Below are 20,096 nucleotides of genomic sequence, written 5' to 3'. Positions count from 1 at the left end.
GCGATCGGAAACAAGTCCTAGAACTTGTACTGGAGGCCGATGCCCAGCATGAACATGTCGCCGCTGCGGGCCTGGTTGACGAAGCGACGGCCCCAGACGGAGCTGTCGAACTCGCCGTGGGACCAGCCGAAGGTGGCGATGGCGGCCAGGTTCTCGTAGATGTTGTAGGTGTTGTCGAAGTTGATGCCGAGCAGGTACTCGGTCTCGGCCAGGTCGCGGCCCATCTGGTAGAACTGGCCGGAACCCAGGATGGCGTTGGCGCGGCGCAGGCCGGCGGCGGAGTTGGTGCCGCGCACGTAGGCGAAGGTGAGGCGGTGGCTCAGGTCGGCCATGAAGGACATGTTGTTGAGCGAAGCGGTGAAGCCCCAGGAGCCCACGGGGTTCACGCCCACGTAGGTGCTGGTGAAGGCCTGGTCGGAGTCGAACAGGAAGGAGGTGCTGGAGCCCCAGGTGCCGGCGATGGTGGGCAGACGTTCGGAGCCGTTGCGCAGGGAGGCGTCTTCACCGGTGGACCACCAGAAGGCGATCTGGGGGGTGAGCATGTCCAGGCCGGTGTACTCGGCGGCCACGTCGAAGAAGAAGCCCTTGCGACGGTTGGGGGAGCGGTCGTTGCCGTTGCCCTCGCCGTAGATCACGTCGGCGTAGAACTTGAAGGGATCCAGGGCGGTCACTTCGAACGCGCCGCCGACCCACCAGTAGATGTTCTGGGCGTTGCGGAAGCCGGGGGCCAGGGCGAAGGTGCCGGCGGCCATCAGGTTCTGCTGCAGCGTGGCGTTGTAGAGGCCGCAGTTGCCGGCGCCGACGCCGTAGTTGGCGTTGCGGCCGGCCACGCCGATCAGGCCCCAGGGGGTGGCGCTGAAGCCGTCCAGGGTGATGGGCACGGAGAGGTAGTAACCGTCGAACTCGTCAGGCACCTGGGTGGTGGTGGGGTCCATGTCGCGGTTGGTGTCCAGGAAGCGCATGAAGCCGCCCACGATCTTCACCTTGTCGTCCACCACGGGGATGTTCACCATGGCGGCGGCGACCTGGGTGTCCATGATCAGGGAGCTGCCGGCGAAGAAGGAGGCGTGGGCGATGGCCAGGGGCTGGAGGCCGATGGTGAACTCCACGTCGGTGCCGGGCCACTTGAACTGCAGGAAGGCCTGGTAGACGTCGATGGCCACGCGCGGGTTGTCCACGGTGTAGGTGCCGTTGCCCCAGGGGGTGTTGTTGGCGCGGATGCCGAAACGGAACTTGAGGTTCTCGTTGGTGATGAAGTCGGTGCGCAGGCGGAAGCGCTCCCAGATGGTGAAGGCGTCGTAGGTCTGAGTGCCGGTGCCGTCCCAGCCGGTGTAGTTGGCTTTGCTCCACATGTTGGCGTGGATGCGGGCGTCGCCGGTCATCTTGACCTCGGTGGCCGCGGAAGCGGCGGCGGCGCAAAGGGCCATGCTCACAAGCAGGGCCAGTGCCAGAAAACGTTTCATAAGGTTTGATCCTCCTCCTCGAGTTGATAAACGCTGCCACTGCCAGGAGAGCATGGCACAGGGCGGGAAGCCGCCCGGCCTCGCCCGAGAGCGGGGCCTCTTCCCTCCATGCCCTTGCCGCGTGAAGGCGTCCGGGGCGGCGCGTGGCGTCGCGCCTTGCTGCCCAGGCCGTCGGATCGGATGATGACGCGCATCCGTAACACGGGCAAACGATGTGTAAATTGAAAACATCCTGCTGACAAGTCAAATCGAATGACGTTTTTGTTAATGCGCATCCATTGTGAAAGAATGGGCGTGTTGTAAATTCAGCAGGTTGTCGGCATTCACACATCTCTTCCACTAGGTGTGAATGTTCTGGAAGAGGATACTATTGAGACTGATTGTCATGGTCAAGCCGTCCCGGGCATCTCGGGCACACGATGAGCAGGGCATTCGGCCGTGGGGAGTTGCCCGGCTTCCGGGCCGACAGGAGCCTTGTCGGCCAGGGGGCGGATCGAAGCGACGGGCCATGGAGGCAGGCGGCCGCGGCGGGCGTGCGGCCGGGGCGTGCGCGGCGCTCAAGCGCTTGGGAGGGCGGTCGGGACCGGGGCTTGGCCCGGCTCAATGGAGGCCGGCGCGGTGTCCCTCGCTGGGCAGCAGGCGGACGAGGCGGGGCTGGTAGGCGGCGCGACCAGGCTGGCAATGCGGGCAGCCCTCATAGAGGAGGAGGCAGTCCGCGTCGAGGAGTTCCGGCGGGACGCCCATCTGAAGAACCGTTTCGTCGGGGGGAAGGAGGGAGAGCACGGGCGATTTGCAACGGCGGCATTCGGCGTAAAGCAGGGAAGGATCGAATCTGGCGGACATGACGGCCTCCCGGTTGGCGAAGTTCAAGCCGACGGAGCACTTCCCCCATTATATGTCATAAGCTCAAAATGATGTAAAGCGCTGGGCCGGATGGCCGGGACCGGCCAAGAAAAAAGCCCCCGCGCATGCACGGGGGCTTTTTTCAAAGTATCCGAAGCCCTACTCGGGCTTCTTGCGGCGCTCCCACAGGCGCATGTCCTGCATTTTTTTGCGGCGGGCGCGCTGGAGTTCCTTGCAGACCAGGGGGGTGTCCTTGGAGTAGCCCCACTTGGCGCGGTATTCGTCGGGGGTCAGGCCATACTTGGCCAGGTGGCGCTTGGTGATCACCTTCATGGACTTGCCGGATTCCATGCAGATGATGGACTTTTCCCTGATGGCCTTTTTGGCGTCCAGGGGTTTGCCCTTGGCGTCTTCCTGGGCGGTTGGCGATGATGCTCCCGAACCTCCCTGCACGACGGCTTTGAGTCCGTGCATGAGGTTGCGCACCATGCTTACGATTTCCTGGGAGGTCATCACGCGGACTTTAGCCTGTGCCCTGACAATCTCCAGTGCTTCCTTCAAATAGTCGTCCATGAGGTCTCCTTAAACAACGGAAACAATCCAGCAAAATAGATGGATTGAATCTATCTGAATTTATAGTTTTGTAAATCTGTTTTTTCTCAGGGGCCCTGAGAGACCGCGGATGCCAGAGGGCGCTAGACAATCGCAAGGCGTTCCGAGTGAGGCGGAAAGAGGGGGCCCTGGCCGAAGCGCATGCCGGTCTGGCGCAGCATGGAGAGTTGCGCCCTGTTGCGCACGCCACTGGCTGCTGGAATCATCAGGAGGTTGTCCGCGAAGTGCGTGAAGCTCGCAAGTTCGGCCGCGCCGTCCGGGTCGCTGGTGAGGGCCACGGTGTCCAGCGCGCCCAGGCGCAGCACGTCGGCCGGGAGCATTTCAAGGAAAGGGCCGGCCGCAGCGTCCAGGCTGTCGATGTCGATGCCCAGGCGGAACCCGCTGCGCTTGAAGGACATCAGCTGCTCGATGGTGCGGAATCCCAGGGCCTTGCAGAGCGAGTCGGAGAAGAACAGGCAGAAGCGGGCCGCGTCCTGGTCCATGTCCCGGACGGCGCGCAAAAGGCGTGCGGGGGCCTCGCGGTCGGCCAGTTCGCGCGTGCCCAGGCGCACGCAGGCGAAGGCATCCTTGGCGAAGAGGGCGTGCTCGCCCCGGAGCAGGGCCTTGGCATGGGAAAATCCAGGCAGCAGCCGTGAACGAAGCACGGCGGGGCTCAACTCCACGGCGGCGACGGTCTCGTCCGCGAGCTCGTAGAGGGGGCAGTAGAGCGTGGGGGAGTTATGAAAGCCGCCCTGAGCGTTCGCGTTGGAGATGAATGCGTGCATGGCTCGCATGCTGGCAAATTGCATGCCATGGTGCTCTTTGTAATTACATCCAATAAAACAAAGTGTTACGTTTTGTGGCAACCTGTGCGTTCCTGAGAAAAGGGCGAATTGTGTCCTTTGAATGGGACTGTCGTCCTGTAAAGTGGACTATGGCCCGGCTTCACCTGGCGGACGCTTTGGGGTAGGGGCGGAGATGCGCTTCTTCATTCAAACCCTTGGCTGCAAGATCAACCAGTACGAGTCCCAGGCCGTGCGGGAGGCCTGGGAGGACGCCGGGTGGCGCGAGTCCCGGCAGGCCGCGGACGCACAGGTGGTGCTGGTGCACACCTGCGCCGTCACGGCCGGGGCCGTTGCCGACAGCCGGGGCGCCGTGCGCCGCGCCCTGCGCGAGGCCCCCGGCGCGCGCGTGCTCGTGGCCGGGTGCGCCTCCCAGGTGGAGCCCGGCCCCTTCGTGGAGCTGGCGGGCCGGGACAACGTGATCCCCCAGTCCCGCAAGGAGGGGCTGTGCGCCCTGCCCGACGGCGCGGCGCGGCCCCCCCGCGCCGGAGACTGGCCCGCCTTCGCCATCCGCCGTTTCAAGCGCTCGCGCCCGGTGCTCAAGGTGCAGGACGGCTGCTCCCACGGCTGCACCTACTGCATCGTGCCCCGCGCCAGGGGCGGGGCGCGCTCGCGGCCCTTCGCGGGCATCCTGGACGAGGCCCGGGCACTCCTGGGTTCGGGCAGCCGGGAGCTCATCCTTTCCGGGATCAATCTGGGCCAGTTCGATGCGGACGGCGGGGATTTCTGGGACATGCTCGCGCGCCTGGAGGCCGCCCTGACCCCCGAGTGGGCGGGCCGGGCCAGGCTGCGCCTCTCCTCGCTGGACCCGGGCATGCTCGGCCCGCGCGCGCTGGAGGTTCTGGCCGGTTCGCGCATGGTCTGTCCGCACGTGCACATCTCGCTGCAAAGCGCCGACGAGGGCGTGCTGCGCGCCATGGGTCGGGGCCACTACGGGCCGGAGGGCGTGCGGCGCTTCCTGGAGGGACTACGCCGGGAGAACCCGCTGGCAGCGGCGGGGGCGGACCTGCTCACGGGTTTTCCCGGGGAGAGCGAGGCGGCCTTCCGGGCCACCCTGGACTTCGTGGGGGCGGCGGGGCTGTGTTACGCCCACGTGTTCCCCTATTCGCGCCGCCCGGGCACCGTGGCGGCCCGCGCGCCCGGTCAGCTGCCCCGGGAGGTGAAGAAGGCGCGCGCCCGCGCCCTGCGCGAGGAGGCCCTGCGCCGCGAGCAGGACTACGTGGCGCGCCTGGCCCGTGCGCCGCGCCTCACCGTGGCCCTGGAGCGCGACGACCCGCCCTCGGGGGCCAGCGAGCACTACGTGGAGGTGCGCCTGGAGGGGGCCGGCGCGGCAGGCCTGCGCCCCGGCGCGCTGGTGGAGGTGCGCCCCGTGCGCGCCGAGGGGGCCCTCCTGCTGGCCGAGCCTCTGGAGTCTCCCCGGTCGCGTCCCCACGGCGGGGAGGCGGACGGTGAGGCGGCTCCCCGCGTGGAGCCTCCCCTTTACGAACGCCCGCTTGAAAAGGTAGAGTGAACGCTTCAGGCGCGCCCGCCCCGGGCCGCCAATCCAAAGCAGCGCCGCCCGGACGCGGCCTCGCGCCCGGCCCGGCAGGGAACCCTATGCCCAAAAGCATGACCGGCTTCGGCCGCTCCGTCACGGAAAACGACTACGCCAGCGTGGTCTGGGAGGCGCGCTCCGTCAACAGCCGCTACCTGGACCTCAAGTGGCGTCTGCCCCTGTTCCTGCGCTCCCAGGAAGCCGACCTGGAGAAGATCGTGCGCGCCCACGCCGATCGCGGCCGCATCGAGGTGAGCTGCAACTGCCAGCCCCACCGGGCCGAGGCCCTGGACGTGGCCCTGAACAAGCCCCTGGCCCGGGCCATGCTCCAGTCGGTGGAGGGCCTGGCGCGCGACATGGGCCGCTCTTTCGAGCCGGACTTCACCCGGCTCATGACCATCTCCCACCTCTGGCAGGAGGGGCTCTCCGACGCTCCCGACGAGCTGGCCGAGGCCCTGCGCCGGGGACTGGCCCTGGCCCTGGAGGATCTTCAGGCCGCCCGCGCCCGCGAGGGGGCGCTCCTGGCCGCGGACATCCTGCGCCGCCTGGAGCGCCTGGCCGGCTGGCACGGCCAGATCAAGGTCCTGGCCCCGCGCGTGAAGGAGGAGAAGTTCCAGGCCCTGCGCACGCGCCTGTCGGCCCTTCTCGAAAAGGTCGGCATCGAGGCCCCCGAGGAGCGCGTGCTCCAGGAGGTGGCCATGCTCTCCGACAAGCTCGACGTGTCGGAGGAGCTCACCCGCCTGGGCTGCCACCTGGACCAGATCCGCGAACTGCTGGGCCAGGACGGCGACGTGGGCAAGCGCCTGGACTTTCTGCTCCAGGAGGCCTTCCGCGAGATCAACACCTGCGGCAACAAGGCCCAGTCCATCGAGGTGAGCCGCATCGTGGTGGAGTTCAAGGCCGAGCTGGAAAAGGTGCGCGAACAGGTGCAGAACATCGAATAGGACCGTGGCGTGCAGAAAACAGGACTGCTCAACATCGGCTTCGGCAACTACGTGATCAGCGCGCGCGTGGTGGCCATCGTGAACCCCGCGTCCTCGCCCATGCGCCGCCTGCGCGAGGACGCCAAGGATTCCCAGCGGCTGGTGGACGCCACCCAGGGCCGCAAGACCCGGTCCATCATCATCACGGATTCGGGCCACGTGGTCCTCTCGGCCATCCAGGCCGAGACCATCTCCCAACGCTTCAGCCAGGACGACGACGATGACGACAAGTAGACGGCTGGGACTGGCCCTTATCGTAAGCGCCCCCTCGGGCGCGGGCAAGAGCACGCTCATCAAGGCCCTGCGCCGGGAGTTCCCGGACATCGGCTATTCCATCTCCTGCACCACGCGCGCCCCGCGCCCGGGCGAGCAGGACGGCGTGGACTACCTCTTCGCCAGCCAGGAGCGCTTCCGCGAGCTCATCGGCCAGGGCCACTTCGCCGAGTGGGCTCAGGTGCACGGCAACTACTACGGCACCCCGAAGCAGGCCGTGCTGGACATGCTGGCCCAGGGCCGGGACGTGCTTTTCGACATCGACGTGCAGGGGGCCAGGGCGCTCAAGGCGAACCTGGGCCTGGGGCACACGGTGTTCGTGCTGCCCCCCTCGCGCGGGGAACTCCTGCGCCGCCTCCAGGGCCGGGCATCCGACTCCCCCGAAACCGTGGCCCTGCGCATGGAGAACGCCCGGGGCGAGATCGCCCAGGCGGACTGGTTCGAGCACGTGATCGTCAACGATGTTCTGGAGCGCGCGGTGGACGAACTGCGCGCCGTCTACCTGGCCGCACGCAGCGCCCCGGCCCTGCACCCGGAACTTGTGGATGCGCTTCTTTCACAGTGGACGTGATAGATCGATGATCGCTTGCGGCGGAAGGCTCTTCGGGGTATGCGAAGGAAGGCGGGGCCTTGGAAGGGTCTCGCATCCCGAACGGGAGCCAACGTCATGAGCGAGTCCATGGACATCCAGGAGGGGGGGCAGTCGCCCCGCGTCGCCTCCCGCCCCCGGGACAAGATCAAGGGCATCTTTTCCACGCAGTCAATTCAGAAGGTGGGCACCGGCACCACCACGCGCAAGACCATCCAGAAGACCTACTGGTTCGTGGAGGAGCTGGAAGAGAATCAACTCGAGATCCAGCCCCTGAACAAGAACTACATTCCCTCCGGCCCCAAACGCAAGATCACCATCGAGGACTTGCTCGCCAAGTTCGCTCCGGAGCCCGAGTTCTACATTTCCACGGTCTACCCCAAGCTCCAGGAACTCTCGCGCACCATCCAGAAGGGCGAGCGCCACCGCGAGAAGGGCGAGATCTTCAGCGCCGAGTTGGAGTTCGGCCAGGCCCTCAAGGTGGACGAGGAAAACGTGCGCGCCAACTTCGGCCTGGGGCTCACCTACCTCGACCGGGGCGAGGCCCACAAAGCCAACGACATCTTCGAGCGCCTCGTGCGCCTGGACGCCGCCTTCGAGCCCGAGCACAAGCACCTCTTCAACGACTTCGGCATCAGCCTGCGCAAGAACAAGATGCTCGACCAGGCCCTCGACTACTACCGCAAGGCCGAGAGCCTCACCGAATCCGACGAGAACCTCTTCTACAACATAGCCCGGGCCTACTTCGAGAAAGACAACGCGACCCAGTGCCTTGAATACCTCAAGAACGCCCTGCGCCTGAACCCGGAGCTGGTGGAAGCGCGCAAGTTCGTGAAATATCTTGTGGAGCAGAACAAGGTCTCGCTCGACCTGCCCGGCGTGCGCGAACTGCTCCCCAGGGACGATCCCTCCCGCCAGCCCATCAACGTGGGCATCTAGGCCGCCATGAGCCAAGAACGCGGCCAGCAATTCCTCCTCGACCTGCCGGGCCAGCGGCACGACCTGCCCTATTCCCCCGCGCTGCTCACCACCCTCTACAGCCAGACGGGGCAGGGCGCGGCCACGCCCATCGAGGAGATCGCCGAGACCCTCTCGCGCGACCAGGGCCTCACCGCCAAGGTGCTCACCATGGCCAACTCGGCCTTCTACGGCCTCCAGCAGGAAGTGACCACCGTCGGCCGGGCCATTGCCGTGCTTGGGCTCAACGAGGTGCGCTCCCTGGTGCTGGCCGTGGGCGTCAAGGGGCTCACCAGCGTCAAGGGCTTCCCCAAGGACTTCCCCCTCGCCCCCTACTGGGAGCACCAGCTCTCCGTGGCCTTGGTGGCCCGCCGCCTGGCCCCGGCGATGGGCGGCCTCGACGGCGACAATCTCTTCACCGCGGGCGTCCTGCACGACCTGGGCAAGCTGCTCACCGCACTGCACCGCCCGGACGACTGGCGCGCCATCGAGGCCCTGGCCGCCGAACGCGCCATCCCCTATTCCGAGGCCGAAGAGGAGTACTGGGGCATCGAGCACGGCGTGCTGGGCTCCATGGTCATGGGCGCGTGGAACCTCCCCGCCGACCTGACCGAGCCCGTCAACTGGCACCACGCCCCCATGCACTCCCCCGGGCACCGCCGCCAGGCCCTGGCCCTCTGCGTGGCCGACGCCGTGGCCCACGTGGCCGTGAACCCCGACGCCCTGGTGGCCTGCCCCTGGCGCGAGGTGCTCCACAAGTTCAACCTCATCCCCGAGGACCTGCTCGCGGAAGTCAAAGCCCTCCTGGAGCGCCACGACCCCGGCGTCTTCGCCTCCGGGCTGGCCGCATGAGCCCTTCGTCCGCTTTCCAATCCGCCATACCCGGCGCGCGCCGGGCCGCCCGTGGGGACGCGCCGCGTGCGTAAGCTCTGGCGTCCCCGGGGCCAGGTCCCCGCGCCCGAGGTCCTGAACGACTGGGCCGGGAAACTCTGCGTCTCCCCCCGTCTGGCCGGTCTGCTCTGGAATCGTGGTCTGGAGACGCCGGACGCCATGGACGTGTTCCTCTGCCCGGGGTTGCGCCACCTCATGCGCCCCCAGGAGATCCCCGGCATGGACGCGGCGGCCCGCGCCGTGGCCCAGGCCCTGGAGGCGGGCCGCAAGATCACCGTCTGGGGCGACTACGACGTGGACGGCGTCACTTCCACGGCCCTGCTCCTGGATTTCTTCGCCAAGCGCGGCTACGCTGCGGCCAGCCACATTCCGGCGCGCATGGAAGAGGGCTATGGACTCTCCTGCGCGGGTCTGGAGCGCCTGGCCGGGGACGGAACGCAGCTCGTGCTCACCGTGGACTGCGGCATCGGGGCCGTGGCCGAGGCGCGCCGCGCCCGCGAGCTGGGCCTGGACCTGGTGGTCACCGACCACCATCTGCCCGGCCCCGAACTGCCGGACGCCCTGGCCGTGGCCAACCCCAAGCTGGCCGACGGCCCGGGGCGCGACCTGGCCGGCGTGGGCGTGGCCTTCTTCCTGGCCGCCGCGCTCAACCGCATGTTGCCGGGCGAGCCCCTGGACATCCGCCAGTTCCTCGACCTGGCCGCCATGGGCACCCTGGCCGACGTGGTGAGCCTCACGGGCCAGAACCGCATCCTGGTGAAGAACGGGCTCCTCCTGCTGGCGGAGGGGGCGCGCCCGGGCGTCTTCGCCCTCAAGGAGGCGGCGGGATACTATCCCAAGGCCCCGCTGGAGGCCTCCCAGGTCACGTTCGGTCTGGCCCCGCGCATCAACGCCGCAGGTCGCCTCGGGCATGCGGGCGACGCCCTGCGCCTGCTCCTGGCGAGCGACCTGCGCGCGGCCCGGCCCCTGGCCAAGCAGCTCGACGAACTTAACGTCCGCCGCCGCCAGGAGGAGGAGGCCATCTCCGCCGAGGCCCTGGAGCAGGCCCGGCTCCAGGCCGGCGCGCCCGCCCTGGTGCTGCACGCGCCCCACTGGCACCAGGGGGTGATCGGCATCGTGGCCTCGCGCGTGGTGGAGAACCACTACCGCCCCGCGCTGGTGATCACCGCGTGCGACGGCAAGCTCAAAGGGTCGGGGCGTTCCATCCCGGAGGTGGACCTCTACGCGGCCCTGGAGGCCTGCGGCGGGCATCTGCTGGGTTTCGGCGGGCACCGCCAGGCCGCCGGGCTGAGCCTCGCCCCGGAGAACCTGGAGACCCTGGGCGCGGCCTTCCGCGAGGCCGTGCGCGCCCAGCTGGGCGAGACGGACCCCGTGCCCAGCCTGCGCCTGGACGGGGAACTCTCCTTCGCCGACATCCACCAGGAGTTGCTCAAGGAGCTGGACCTGCTGGGACCCTTCGGCTGCGGCAACCCCGAGCCCGTGTTCTCCTCGCCGCCCTTGGACGTGCGCGGCAGGCGCACCTTCGGGGCCAACCACGTGGTCCTGGAAGTGCGCGACCCTGGCGCCGGCGTGACGCTTCGCGCCAAGGCCTGGCGCATGGCCGACAAACTGGGGCCCGAGGTGCAGGGCAAGCCCCTGACCCTGGCCTTCACCCCCAAGCTCGACACCTACAACGGCCTGGCCAGCGTGGAACTGCGCGTCAAGGACTGGGCCGTCTCCTGATCTCCGGGCCGCCTGCGGCCCGCGAAAAAGCCCCGGGACCTGGACGCGCGGTCATCGCGACGTCCTGGATCGGGGCTCTTTGCCGTCGCGGGCCGGTTGGCCTCGCGGGGGGGGGACGCCGCCGGGAACTCCCGGCGCGGGGCGTTCCCGGCGGCGCGAAGTCCGGCCTGCTAGGAGCCTGTTGAAAAAGGCACGCTGGCTGCGTTGCAGGGCAAATACCAGACCCTCACGTATGAGAAATACGCTTCGGGCTTGGCTTTCTCCCCGCGCCTTGCCAGCGGTTTTTTTGAACAGGCTGCAAAAATCGACTTTATCAACGGCCTGCTAGACCTCCAGCTCCCTGGCGGCCTTTTCCACGCTCTGGGCGAAGCCTTCGCGCGCCTGACGGATCTTCTCCTCCAGGCTCTTGTCCGTGAGGGCCAGGATCTGGGCGGCCAGCCAGGCGGCGTTGCGCGCCCCGGCCTTGTCGATGGCCAGGGTGCCCACGGGGAAGCCCGGGGGCATCTGCACGGTGGCGAGCAGGGCGTCCATGCCGCCCAGGGGCGAGGCGTTCACGGGCACGCCCAGCACGGGCTTGAGCGTGCGCGCGGCCACGGCTCCGGCCAGGTGCGCGGCCATGCCCGCCGCGCAGATGAACACCTGGCAGCCCTTGGCCTCCAGTTCCGTCACCAAGCGCTCGGTGCGCTCCGGGGTGCGGTGGGCGCTGGTGACGGTGAACAGGTGCTCGATGCCCAACTGGCCCAGCACCTCCGAACAGGGGCTCATGACGTCCTTGTCCGAGATGGAGCCGATGAAGATGGCGACCTTGGTCATTGCGAAATCCTCTTGATGCCTTTGGAGCCGATGTCGCGGCGGAAATAGGAGTTCTCGAAGCCCACGGCGGACACGGCGCGGTAGGCGTTCTCCTGGGCGCTGGCCAGGCCCTCGCCCAGTGCCGAGACGCCCAGCACGCGTCCGCCCGTGGCGCGCAGGGCGCCGTCCTTCAGGGCCGCTCCGGCCACGAAGACCTTGGAGTCCGGCAGGGCGTCGGCCGCTTCCAGACCCCGGATCTCCATGCCCTTGGGGTAGTCGCCGGGGTAGCCCTTTGCGGCCAGCACCACGCAGAGGGCCGTTTTGGGGCTCCAGCGCAGGGAGGCGGGGTCCAGCTTTCCGGCCACGCAGTCGCGCATCACCTGGGCCAGGTCGGACTCAAGGCGCATGAGCAGGGGCTGGCACTCGGGGTCCCCGAAGCGCACGTTGTATTCGAGCACCGAGGGGCCGTCCGGGGTCATCATGAGCCCGGCGTAGAGCACGCCCTTGAAGGGGTGGCCGCGCTCGGCCAGGGTGCGCAGGATGGGGCGGATCACCAGGTCGGCCATGCGCTCCCACTCGGTGTCGGGGAGCACCGGAGCGGGGGAGTATGCGCCCATGCCGCCGGTGTTGGGCCCGGTGTCGCCCTCGCCCGCGGCCTTGTGGTCCTGGCAGGAGGGCATGGGGGCGCAGGTCGCGCCGTCGCAGAAGGCCAGGAAGGAGGCCTCCTCGCCCAGGATGCAGTCTTCCACCACCACGGTGTCTCCGGCCTGGCCGAACACGCGGCGGGCCATCATCTCCTCCAGGGCGTCCAGGGCCTCCTGGCGGGTTTTCGCCACCACGACGCCCTTGCCGGCGGCCAGGCCGTCGGCCTTGACCACCATGGGCAGGGAACGTTCGGCCACATGGGCGCGGGCGGCTTCCAGGTCCGTAAAGACGCGGAAGGCGGCGGTGGGCACGCCCGAGACGGCCATGACCTCCTTGGCGAAGGCCTTGGAGCCCTCCAGCCGCGCGCAGTAGGCGTCCGGGCCGAAGCAGGGCACGCCCAGGGCCGCCAGGGCGTCGGTGAGTCCGGCCACCAGGGGGGCTTCGGGGCCGGCCACCACGAAGTCGATGGCGTTGTCGCGCACGTAGTCCGCCAGGGCCTGCACGTCGGTGTCCCCGATGGGGACGTTCTCGGCCACCAGGGCCGTTCCGCCGTTGCCGGGGGCCACGCGGAGCTTTTCCACCAGGGGGCTCCGCGACAGTTTCCAGGCCAGGGCGTGCTCGCGGCCGCCCGAGCCCACCAGTAGGACGTTCATTGGCTCTCCTTACGGGAAATGACCGTGAGGTAGCGCAAGTGGGGGGCGAAAGCAAACCGACTGCCTGCGTGGCGGTACTTTGTGGGAATAGTTCCTGGTTGCGCTTGACTTCGGCAGGAAATAATCTATTCGTAACACGAACCGACTGCGGGGGAGGAACCTATGCTGCAGACGCAATCAACGGTCATGGACTTCGATTCCGCCCTGGAACGCTTCAAGTCCATCTCCCTGGACAAAGGTCTTCGCCTGACCCACCAGCGCCTGGAAATCCTGCGCGAACTCGTGGGAGCCAAGGACCATCCCAGCGCGGAGATGGTTTTCGGGCGCGTTCGGCGCAGGCTGCCCACCATTTCCCTGGACACCGTGTACCGCACCCTGTCCACCTTCGACGAACTGGGCCTGATCATGCGCGTGCCCGTCACCGGGGACCAGGGGCGCTTCGACGCCGACACCAGCCCGCACCACCACTTCGTCTGCTCGCGGTGCAAGGCCATCTACGACTTCTTCTGGGACGAGTTCGACCGTCTCACCCTGCCGCTGGACTCCGAGGCCCTGGGCCGTGCGGACGACAGGCGGGTGGTGCTGCGCGGCGTGTGCACGCGCTGCATGGGCGAGCAGTAGTTTTTTCCTTTCAAAGCGCTTGACCAGTCCGAGCGCTTTGGCTTATCATTCTATTCAGAAAAATTACTAAGTCGGAATTACCGGCTAAAAAGGAGCGATCAATGTCAAAGTCCGACGCGAACCTTCAGGAAGCCTTCGCCGGAGAATCCCAGGCCAACCGCAAGTACCTCGCTTTCGCCAAGCAGGCCGACAAGGAGGGCTTCAAGCAGGTTGCCAAACTGTTCCGCGCCGCCGCCGAGGCCGAGACTATCCACGCCCACACGCACCTGGCCGCCATGGGCGGCATAGGGACCACGGCCGAGAACCTGAAGGCCGCCGTCGCCGGCGAGACCCACGAGTTCGAGAGCATGTACCCCCCCATGATCGAGACGGCCGTGGCCGAGGGCAACAAGAAGGCCGAGCGCAGCTTCCGCTACGCCAACGCCGTGGAAAAGGTCCACGCCGACCTCTACGCCAAGGCCCTGGCCGATCCCGCCGGCCTCAAGGACACGGAATACTATGTCTGCAGCGTCTGCGGCTACACCTGCGAGGACCACGCACCCGAGAAGTGCCCTGTCTGCCAGGCGGCCGCCAAGGCCTTCTATTCGGTGGGTTAGCGTCGGGCCACGCCTTCGGCGATTCCCGGGGCGTCTCCCGGGGGCGCTTCGGGCCCGGCCCGCAAGCGTCTCTCCGGCGAGGTTGTTGTACAGGCCGCTGAATCAGTCTATGCTGGGGGCTGTCGGGCTCGCGCGGGACGCGCGCATGGCTGAACAACTCGATGGAGGAGCCGTCATGGACAAATGGGAATGCCCCTGCGACTACGTGTACGATCCCGCCGAAGGGGACGTGGCGCACGGCGTCAAGCCGGACACCCCCTGGGAAGAGGTTCCCGAGGACTGGGTGTGCCCCAAGTGCGGGGCCGAAAAGGAATTCTTCGAGAAGGTCGAGGCGTAGGCACGGGCGGCTGAACGCCCGGCGCGTTCCCCGAGCGCGGGGCGTCCGCGCCATCAAGCCCCTTCCGCACGGGCGGGAGGGGCTTTCGCGTTGCCGGAGGGCTCAGGCCGCGGAGGGCTTGTCCAGAAGCTCCAGCCAGGAGTGAACAAACACCGGATCCCATTGGCTCCCCGCGCCCTGGCGCAGGATGTCGCGGGCGGTCTCCAGGGCGCGGCCCCTGTGGTAGGCGCGGTCGGAGGTCATGGCCTCGAAGCCGTCCACAACGCTCACCAGCCTGGCCAGGAAGGGGATACTCTCCCCGGCGAGGCCGTCGGGATAGCCCGTGCCGTCGAAGCGCTCGTGGTGGTGGTAGACCACGGGGAGCACGGACCCCAGGCTCTCCACCTTGCCCAGGATGGTGCGCGCGATGGCGGGGTGCTGGCGCATCACGGGCAGCTCGGACTCGTCGAGCGGTCCGGCCTTGTTGAGGATGTTGTCGGGCACGCCGATCTTGCCGATGTCGTGGAGCATGCCCGCCGTGCGCGCCAAATCCACCTCCCGGGTGGGCAGTTTCAGGTGGCGGGCCAGCTTCACGGCGTAGCGGCTCACGCGCTCGGAGTGGCCCCGCGTGTAGGTGTCCTTGGCCTCCACGGCGTGCACCAGGGAGAAGACGATCTCCTCGTTGACGGCCTTGAGACGCGTGCAGGCCCGCGTGGACTCGAAACAGACCGAGGCGTGGGAGGCAAAGAGCGTGAAAAGCTTGAGGTCTTCCACTCCGTAAGGGGCCGAGCCGGCCGCGCGAAGCGCCACCACCGCCCCGGAGCCCTCCGAGAAGGTGAGCGGCGCGCCCAAGGCCGAAATGGGCGGGCGCGCCTCCTGGGCGGCAAAGGCGTCGCGCAGCAGCTGTTCCTCGAAGAGCATGGGGCGCCCCTTGCGCGCAAGACCCGCCGAAAGCGACTCGAACCAGGTCCGCACGCCGGGATTCTCCCGGAAGTAGGGGCCCAGGAAGATGTGGCGCTGGCCGTCGGAGCGGTCGGACCCGTGGGAGAAGAAGGCGATGCCGTCGGGAGCGAAGGCCTGACTCACCTGGGCCAGGAACTCCTTGACCAGCGCCCGGGCCTCCTGGCGGGCCGAAAGCGCGGCCGAAAGGGCCAGCATGCGCGAAAGCCCGCCCGCGCCCGCCCGCACGCGCAGGGAGCGCTCCGTGAAGGCCTTGATGACCGCGGCGCGCAGGTCTTCCACCTTGAAGGGCTTGAGCAGGTAGTTCACCGCGCCCAGGCGCACGCACTCCACCGCGCTTTCGATGGTGCCGTATCCCGTGAGCACAATGAGGTCCGTGTCCGGGGCCGAGGAGTTCATCGTTCGCAGAAGGTCGACCCCGGAGGCTCCGGGCATGCGCAGGTCGCTCACCACGAGGTCGAACGAGCCCTCGCGCAGGTGCTCCATGGCCTGGAGGCCGTCGCGGGCCGTGCTGACGGTTTGGGCCAGATCGGCCAGGGACTCCGCGCAAACCTCCAGAACGCCGGGCTCGTCGTCCACGAGCAGGATTCTCGGCCCAAGGCCTTGCATGCGCGCCTACCGGTCGAAAGGATGGGCACAACAGACCCTCAGGGACATATTACATCGTTGAAGACAGGGATGTCCAGTGAATCTGGGAGCATCCAGAAATCCTGTGTCCGTTGCGGTTTGCCTTTCCGGGGTTTTGATGTAGTGAGCCCGAAACGCCCCCACACCCGAACCAGCGACGGCGATCAACCCATGGATCAACCCGACACCAGGCGTCAGGCCGACAGGGTGCGAGCCCTGGTGGAGGGCCTGGACAGGCTTCCCTCGGCCCCGGCCTCCGCCTCCCGCCTCCTGGAAGTTGCCGCCTCCGACGCTCCCTCCCCCAAGGATCTCACCCAGGCCGTGGAGGCTGACCCGGCAGTGAGCGTGCACATCCTGCGCCTGGCCAACTCCGCCGAGTTCAACCGCGCCCAGAAGGTGGACGACGTGCGCCAGGCCGTGATGCTCCTGGGCGCGGAGACCGTGCGCACCGCCGCCCTGTGCGTGTGCGTGCGCGAAGGGCTCTTCAAGGATTTCGGCGCGGGCGATCCTGCCGTGTCCGATGTCTGGCGCCACAGCCTGGCCTGCGCCTGCGCCGCGCGCATGCTTGCCGAAAAGGTCCGCCCGAATCTGGCGGGCGCGGCCTTCGCCTCCGGGCTCCTGCACGATTGCGGCAAGCTGGCGCTCCTGGCCTGCGCCCCCGGCGAGACGGCGAAGCTCTACGCCGACGAGTTCCTCTCCGGCCGACGCCTGGTGCGCGCCGAGCAGGAGGCCCTGGGGGCGGACCACTGCCTGGCCGGCAAGTGGCTCCTGGAGCGCTGGGGCCTGCCCGCCAGCCTGGCCGAGTCGGCCTGGATGCACCACCAGCCGCCGCAGGCCCTGCTCGCGGCGGGGGCGGCGGGGCTCATCCCCCTGTTCACCGCCCTGGCCGATCGCATCGCCCACGAGTCCATGGGCCTGGCCGCGCCCTCCCAGGACGAGGGCGAGAGCCTGGCCGCCGCCCGCGAACTGGGCCTGGACAAAGCCGCCCTGGCGGAGATTCGCGGCGGATTGGGCAGGCGCTTCGCCGAACTTTCGGGTCTCTTCGCCATGCCCCAGGACGCGGCGGGTTTCTACTTCGACGCCCTGGCCCGGGCCAACCGCAGGCTTGGCGACACGGGCCTGGGGCTGGCCGGGCGCGCCCGCTCCCAGGAGCGCGACGCCCGCGCCCTGCGCCATGTGGCCCAGGCCGGCCTCGAGCTGGCCAAGGCCGAGAGCGATGATGCAGTGCTCAAGGCCCTGGCGCGCTGCCTGCGCGACCGCTTCGGGGCCTCCTCCGGCCTGGCCTGCCTCCTGGAGGACGACGGCCGCGTCCTGCGCGGCAGGCTCTGGAGCGAGGCGGGCGAAGGCCCGGTTCGCGTGCCACTGGACGACTCCGGCGCACCCCAGGAGCCCGGCGCGCTCCCCTGGCCCTACGGCGAACTGGCGCGCGGCATGCGCATCCGGTCCGCCGCGCTGCCCGGTCCCGAGGGGCCGCCTGTGCACTTCCAGCACGGCGTGGCCACGGTGGCCGTGCGCGAGAACGGCCTGGGGGCGGGCGAGCTGCTCTTCGCCCCGGGGTCCGGCCATGTGGAGCCCGAGATGCGCGGGGCCGTGGGCCTGCTGGCCCAGCTGGCCGCCCAGGCCTTTCGCCGCCTGGACCTGGCCGACAGCCGCGAGCGCAGGGGCGAACGCCTGGCCCTGATGATGCGCTCCATGCAGGAGATGAACGACAAGCTCCTCAAAACCCAGCGCCTGGCCGCCGTGGGCCAGCTGGCGGCCGGGGCCGCCCACGAGATCAACAACCCCCTGGCCATCATCTCGGCCCGGGCGCAGCTTCTGGAGATGCGCGAGTCCGACCCGGCCAAAAAGAAGGGCCTGCGCCAGATGGTGGAGCAGATCGATCGCATCGGGGCCATCCTCACGAGCCTCATGGACTTCGCCCGCCCGGCCCCCCCGCGCATGGAACTCATGAACCCCCGCGAGTGCCTGGAGCGCGTGCTGGCCCTGGTGGAGAGCGGCCTCGCCGCCCAGAACATCCGCCTGGAGCGCGACTACGCCCCCGACGTGCCCGACATTCGCGCCGACGCCCACCAGATGGAGCAGGTGCTCCTGAACCTGGCCCTCAACGCCCAGCACGCCATGGAGGAGGGCGGGGGCGTGCTGCGCGCCGGACTGCGCCGCCTGACGGCCTCCGACGCCGTGGCGTTCACCGTCTCCGACACCGGAACGGGCATCACCCCCGGCAACCTGGAGCGCATCTTCGACCCCTTCTTCACCACCAAGCCCGAGGGCAAGGGCACGGGACTCGGGCTTTCCACGGCCTGGGGCATCGTCACGGCCCACGGCGGGACCATCGCCGTGGACACCGAGCCCGGCCGCGGCTCCCTTTTCACCGTAACCCTCCCGCGCGACCTCTCGGCGCGCCCCGTCCTGGCCGACGAAACCTCCGCCCGCCGCGAGGAGGCGGCCGTGCTCGTGGCCGACGACGAGGCCCACATCCGCGAGATCCTGCGCGAATCCCTGGAGTCCCGGGGCTTCGCCACGCGCACGGCCTCCGACGGCGAGGAGGCCCTGCGCCTCCTGCGCGAGGGGCGCTACCGCCTGCTCATCCTGGACATCCGCATGCCGGGGCGCGACGGGCTTTCGCTCCTGCGCGAATCGGCCACCTTCGCCGGGCCGGACATGCCCGTGCTGGTGCTCACGGGCATGGCCACCGAGGAGGAGCAGGCCCAGGCCATCAAGCTGGGAGCGGCCGCCTGCATGCGCAAGCCCTTCCAGGTGGAGCGCCTGCTGGCCGAAGTGGAGCGGCTTACGGGACGCGGCGGATGAACCGCGTCCTTGCCGTGGGCAGCGGCAAGGGCGGCACGGGCAAGACGAGCGTCTCCGTGAACCTGGCCCTTGCCCTGGGACGCCTTGGCCGCCGGGTCTGCCTGTTGGACGCGGACCTGGGCCTTTCCAACGTGGACGTGCTCCTGGGCGTCACCCCGGAGTGGACCCTCGAACACGTGCTCTTCGACGGCGTGCCCCTGGAGCAGGCCGCCATACCTGCGGCCCCGGGCGTGGACGTGATCCCAGGCGGTTCCGGCGTGGCCCGGCTGGCCGACCTGGACCGCCCCGCGCGCCTGGCCATGGCCCGCGAATTTTCCAAACTGGCGGGCTACCACTATCTGGTGGTGGACGGCTCGCCGGGCGTCTCGGCCCAGGTGGTCTCGCTGTTCCTCTCCTGCCCGGAGCTGCTGCTGGTGACCAACCCCGACCCCGCGGCCCTCACCGACGCCTACGCCCTGGTGAAGGTGCTCTCGGGCAACGGCCTGCGCCGCGCCCCGTCCCTGGTGGTCAACCGCGTGAGCGGCCCGGAGCAGGGCCGCGACATCTTCGAGCGCCTGCGCCGGGCCATGGCCCGCCACCTCTCCCTGGACCTGCGCTATGCCGGCCACGTGCCGCGCGACCACCACGTGGCCGCCGCCGCCGCGCGCCAACGGGCCCTGGTGAAGCTCTTCCCGGCGGCCCCGGCGGCCCGCGCCCTCATGGAACTGGCCGGACGCCTGGACACGGCGGGCGCGCCCCCGGGCACGGACCCGGCAGGAGCCCTGGCCTTCGCCAAGGCCCTGCAAGTGCGCATGCGGGAGGCTGCCCAGGCCTCGGGCGCGCCATCCGCCGGGCCGGATGCCGTGCGCGCCTTGGACGATGCCCTCTCTCTGCTGGATTCCCTTGGCCCGGCGGCCGGGCCGGGTGACCTGGAACGCCTGCGCGCCCTGGTGGTTCGGGCGCGCACGGGCCTTGATCTTCCCGCGCGCCGGGAGCGCCCCGGGGGGCGCGACGGCGCGGGCGTGGCGGTGATCAGCTCCGACGAGTCCATCGGGCAGATCCTGGCCGAGAGCCTTCGGGCCTCGGGCATGGAGGTGAACCCGGACGGGGCCGGGCGCACCGAGGCTGCCGTGGTCTACTGGCGGGGCGACCCCGACGGCCTGGCCCGGCGCATGGCGGGTCTGGGCGAAGCGGGGTTGGTTTTCGTGCGCTCCGTGGCCTCCCACGATGCGCCGCCGGTCTGGCGCGGGGCCACGGAGGTGATGGACATGCCCTTCCGCGTGGAGGACCTGGCCGGGGCGGTGCGCCGCATGGCGTCGCGCGGCCAGGGTAAGCACTGATCGTTCGCTCGGGGCTCGACGCGGCGCGGCCGATGGGGTAGGGTGGGAATCCACTCATTTTTCCCGAGGAG

The 20,096-nt window shown here is 69.0% G+C and carries 19 protein-coding genes; 12 read left to right on the top strand and 7 right to left on the bottom strand.

The features are described 5' to 3' along the window. Nucleotides 1-17: 17 nt before the first annotated feature. The 4 genes from NNJEOMEG_RS03015 to NNJEOMEG_RS03000 all read right to left on the bottom strand — a co-directional run bounded on the left by NNJEOMEG_RS03015 (nucleotide 18) and on the right by NNJEOMEG_RS03000 (nucleotide 3,682). Nucleotides 18-1,463, bottom strand: coding sequence for an outer membrane homotrimeric porin (locus NNJEOMEG_RS03015; protein WP_173081129.1), 1,446 nt, complete (start codon nucleotides 1,461-1,463; stop codon nucleotides 18-20). 600 nt (nucleotides 1,464-2,063) lie between these two features. Further along, nucleotides 2,064-2,306: a hypothetical protein gene (locus tag NNJEOMEG_RS03010; RefSeq protein WP_235956805.1), complete on the bottom strand. Its 243-nt coding sequence runs from the start codon at nucleotides 2,304-2,306 to the stop codon at nucleotides 2,064-2,066. Between the two features lie 159 nt (nucleotides 2,307-2,465). After that, nucleotides 2,466-2,879: a Ros/MucR family transcriptional regulator gene (locus NNJEOMEG_RS03005; RefSeq protein ID WP_173081127.1), complete on the bottom strand. Its 414-nt coding sequence runs from the start codon at nucleotides 2,877-2,879 to the stop codon at nucleotides 2,466-2,468. A 122-nt stretch (nucleotides 2,880-3,001) separates the two neighbouring features. After that, complete coding sequence (locus NNJEOMEG_RS03000; protein WP_173081125.1) at nucleotides 3,002-3,682, bottom strand: EAL domain-containing protein; 681 nt, start codon at nucleotides 3,680-3,682, stop codon at nucleotides 3,002-3,004. Between the two features lie 193 nt (nucleotides 3,683-3,875). On the opposite strand from NNJEOMEG_RS03000, the gene NNJEOMEG_RS02995 reads away from it, so the two are divergent. The 7 genes from NNJEOMEG_RS02995 to recJ all read left to right on the top strand — a co-directional run bounded on the left by NNJEOMEG_RS02995 (nucleotide 3,876) and on the right by recJ (nucleotide 10,688). Next, the gene (locus NNJEOMEG_RS02995) at nucleotides 3,876-5,249 is read left to right on the top strand and encodes a MiaB/RimO family radical SAM methylthiotransferase (protein WP_173081123.1); all 1,374 of its coding nucleotides are present in this window, start codon (nucleotides 3,876-3,878) and stop codon (nucleotides 5,247-5,249) included. A gap of 86 nt (nucleotides 5,250-5,335) precedes the next feature. Continuing rightward, nucleotides 5,336-6,217: a YicC/YloC family endoribonuclease gene (locus NNJEOMEG_RS02990; RefSeq protein WP_173081121.1), complete on the top strand. Its 882-nt coding sequence runs from the start codon at nucleotides 5,336-5,338 to the stop codon at nucleotides 6,215-6,217. 9 nt (nucleotides 6,218-6,226) lie between these two features. Beyond that, a complete protein-coding gene (locus NNJEOMEG_RS02985) occupies nucleotides 6,227-6,490 on the top strand; it encodes a DUF370 domain-containing protein (RefSeq protein ID WP_173081119.1) in 264 nt (87 codons plus the stop codon). Beyond that, complete coding sequence (gene gmk, locus NNJEOMEG_RS02980; RefSeq protein ID WP_173081117.1) at nucleotides 6,477-7,100, top strand: guanylate kinase; 624 nt, start codon at nucleotides 6,477-6,479, stop codon at nucleotides 7,098-7,100. The genes NNJEOMEG_RS02985 and gmk overlap by 14 nt, the downstream gene beginning before the upstream one ends. A 96-nt stretch (nucleotides 7,101-7,196) precedes the next feature. Then, on the top strand, nucleotides 7,197-8,057 hold the full coding sequence (locus NNJEOMEG_RS02975; RefSeq protein ID WP_235956804.1) for a tetratricopeptide repeat protein: 861 nt from the start codon (nucleotides 7,197-7,199) through the stop codon (nucleotides 8,055-8,057). A gap of 6 nt (nucleotides 8,058-8,063) precedes the next feature. Further along, a complete protein-coding gene (locus NNJEOMEG_RS02970; RefSeq protein ID WP_173081115.1) occupies nucleotides 8,064-8,927 on the top strand; it encodes an HDOD domain-containing protein in 864 nt (287 codons plus the stop codon). Nucleotides 8,928-8,993: 66 nt separating this feature from the next. Beyond that, nucleotides 8,994-10,688 (top strand): single-stranded-DNA-specific exonuclease RecJ, encoded by a 1,695-nt coding sequence (gene recJ, locus NNJEOMEG_RS02965; RefSeq protein ID WP_173081113.1) that lies wholly within the window; start codon nucleotides 8,994-8,996, stop codon nucleotides 10,686-10,688. 324 nt (nucleotides 10,689-11,012) lie between these two features. On the opposite strand, the gene purE is transcribed toward recJ, so the two are convergent. Both purE and purD read right to left on the bottom strand, forming a co-directional pair. Beyond that, on the bottom strand, nucleotides 11,013-11,501 hold the full coding sequence (gene purE, locus NNJEOMEG_RS02960) for a 5-(carboxyamino)imidazole ribonucleotide mutase (protein WP_173081111.1): 489 nt from the start codon (nucleotides 11,499-11,501) through the stop codon (nucleotides 11,013-11,015). Continuing rightward, the gene (gene purD, locus NNJEOMEG_RS02955; protein ID WP_173081109.1) at nucleotides 11,498-12,778 is read right to left on the bottom strand and encodes a phosphoribosylamine--glycine ligase; all 1,281 of its coding nucleotides are present in this window, start codon (nucleotides 12,776-12,778) and stop codon (nucleotides 11,498-11,500) included. Before purD ends, purE begins: the two co-directional genes overlap by 4 nt. A 162-nt stretch (nucleotides 12,779-12,940) precedes the next feature. On the opposite strand from purD, the gene NNJEOMEG_RS02950 reads away from it, so the two are divergent. From NNJEOMEG_RS02950 to NNJEOMEG_RS02940, 3 genes are all read left to right on the top strand, one after another. Then, nucleotides 12,941-13,399 (top strand): Fur family transcriptional regulator, encoded by a 459-nt coding sequence (locus tag NNJEOMEG_RS02950; RefSeq protein ID WP_235956803.1) that lies wholly within the window; start codon nucleotides 12,941-12,943, stop codon nucleotides 13,397-13,399. A gap of 101 nt (nucleotides 13,400-13,500) precedes the next feature. Then, the gene (locus NNJEOMEG_RS02945) at nucleotides 13,501-13,995 is read left to right on the top strand and encodes a rubrerythrin family protein (protein ID WP_173081107.1); all 495 of its coding nucleotides are present in this window, start codon (nucleotides 13,501-13,503) and stop codon (nucleotides 13,993-13,995) included. A gap of 175 nt (nucleotides 13,996-14,170) precedes the next feature. Further along, nucleotides 14,171-14,332, top strand: a complete 162-nt coding sequence (locus NNJEOMEG_RS02940) for a rubredoxin (RefSeq protein ID WP_173081105.1) — start codon at nucleotides 14,171-14,173, stop codon at nucleotides 14,330-14,332. Nucleotides 14,333-14,434: 102 nt separating this feature from the next. Here NNJEOMEG_RS02940 and NNJEOMEG_RS02935 read toward each other — a convergent pair whose 3' ends face one another. Beyond that, complete coding sequence (locus tag NNJEOMEG_RS02935; RefSeq protein WP_173081103.1) at nucleotides 14,435-15,880, bottom strand: HD domain-containing phosphohydrolase; 1,446 nt, start codon at nucleotides 15,878-15,880, stop codon at nucleotides 14,435-14,437. Nucleotides 15,881-16,069: 189 nt separating this feature from the next. Between NNJEOMEG_RS02935 and NNJEOMEG_RS02930 the strand changes: the two genes are divergently transcribed. Continuing rightward, the gene (locus tag NNJEOMEG_RS02930; RefSeq protein ID WP_173081101.1) at nucleotides 16,070-18,706 is read left to right on the top strand and encodes an HDOD domain-containing protein; all 2,637 of its coding nucleotides are present in this window, start codon (nucleotides 16,070-16,072) and stop codon (nucleotides 18,704-18,706) included. Continuing rightward, nucleotides 18,703-20,025, top strand: a complete 1,323-nt coding sequence (locus NNJEOMEG_RS02925; RefSeq protein ID WP_173081099.1) for a P-loop NTPase — start codon at nucleotides 18,703-18,705, stop codon at nucleotides 20,023-20,025. The genes NNJEOMEG_RS02930 and NNJEOMEG_RS02925 overlap by 4 nt, the downstream gene beginning before the upstream one ends. Nucleotides 20,026-20,096 lie beyond the last annotated feature (71 nt).

Source organism: Fundidesulfovibrio magnetotacticus (genome assembly GCF_013019105.1).
In the GTDB taxonomy this organism is placed as follows: domain Bacteria; phylum Desulfobacterota; class Desulfovibrionia; order Desulfovibrionales; family Desulfovibrionaceae; genus Fundidesulfovibrio; species Fundidesulfovibrio magnetotacticus.
Note: the sequence above shows the minus strand (reverse complement) of the source record. Positions and strands in the feature narration are given on the sequence as shown.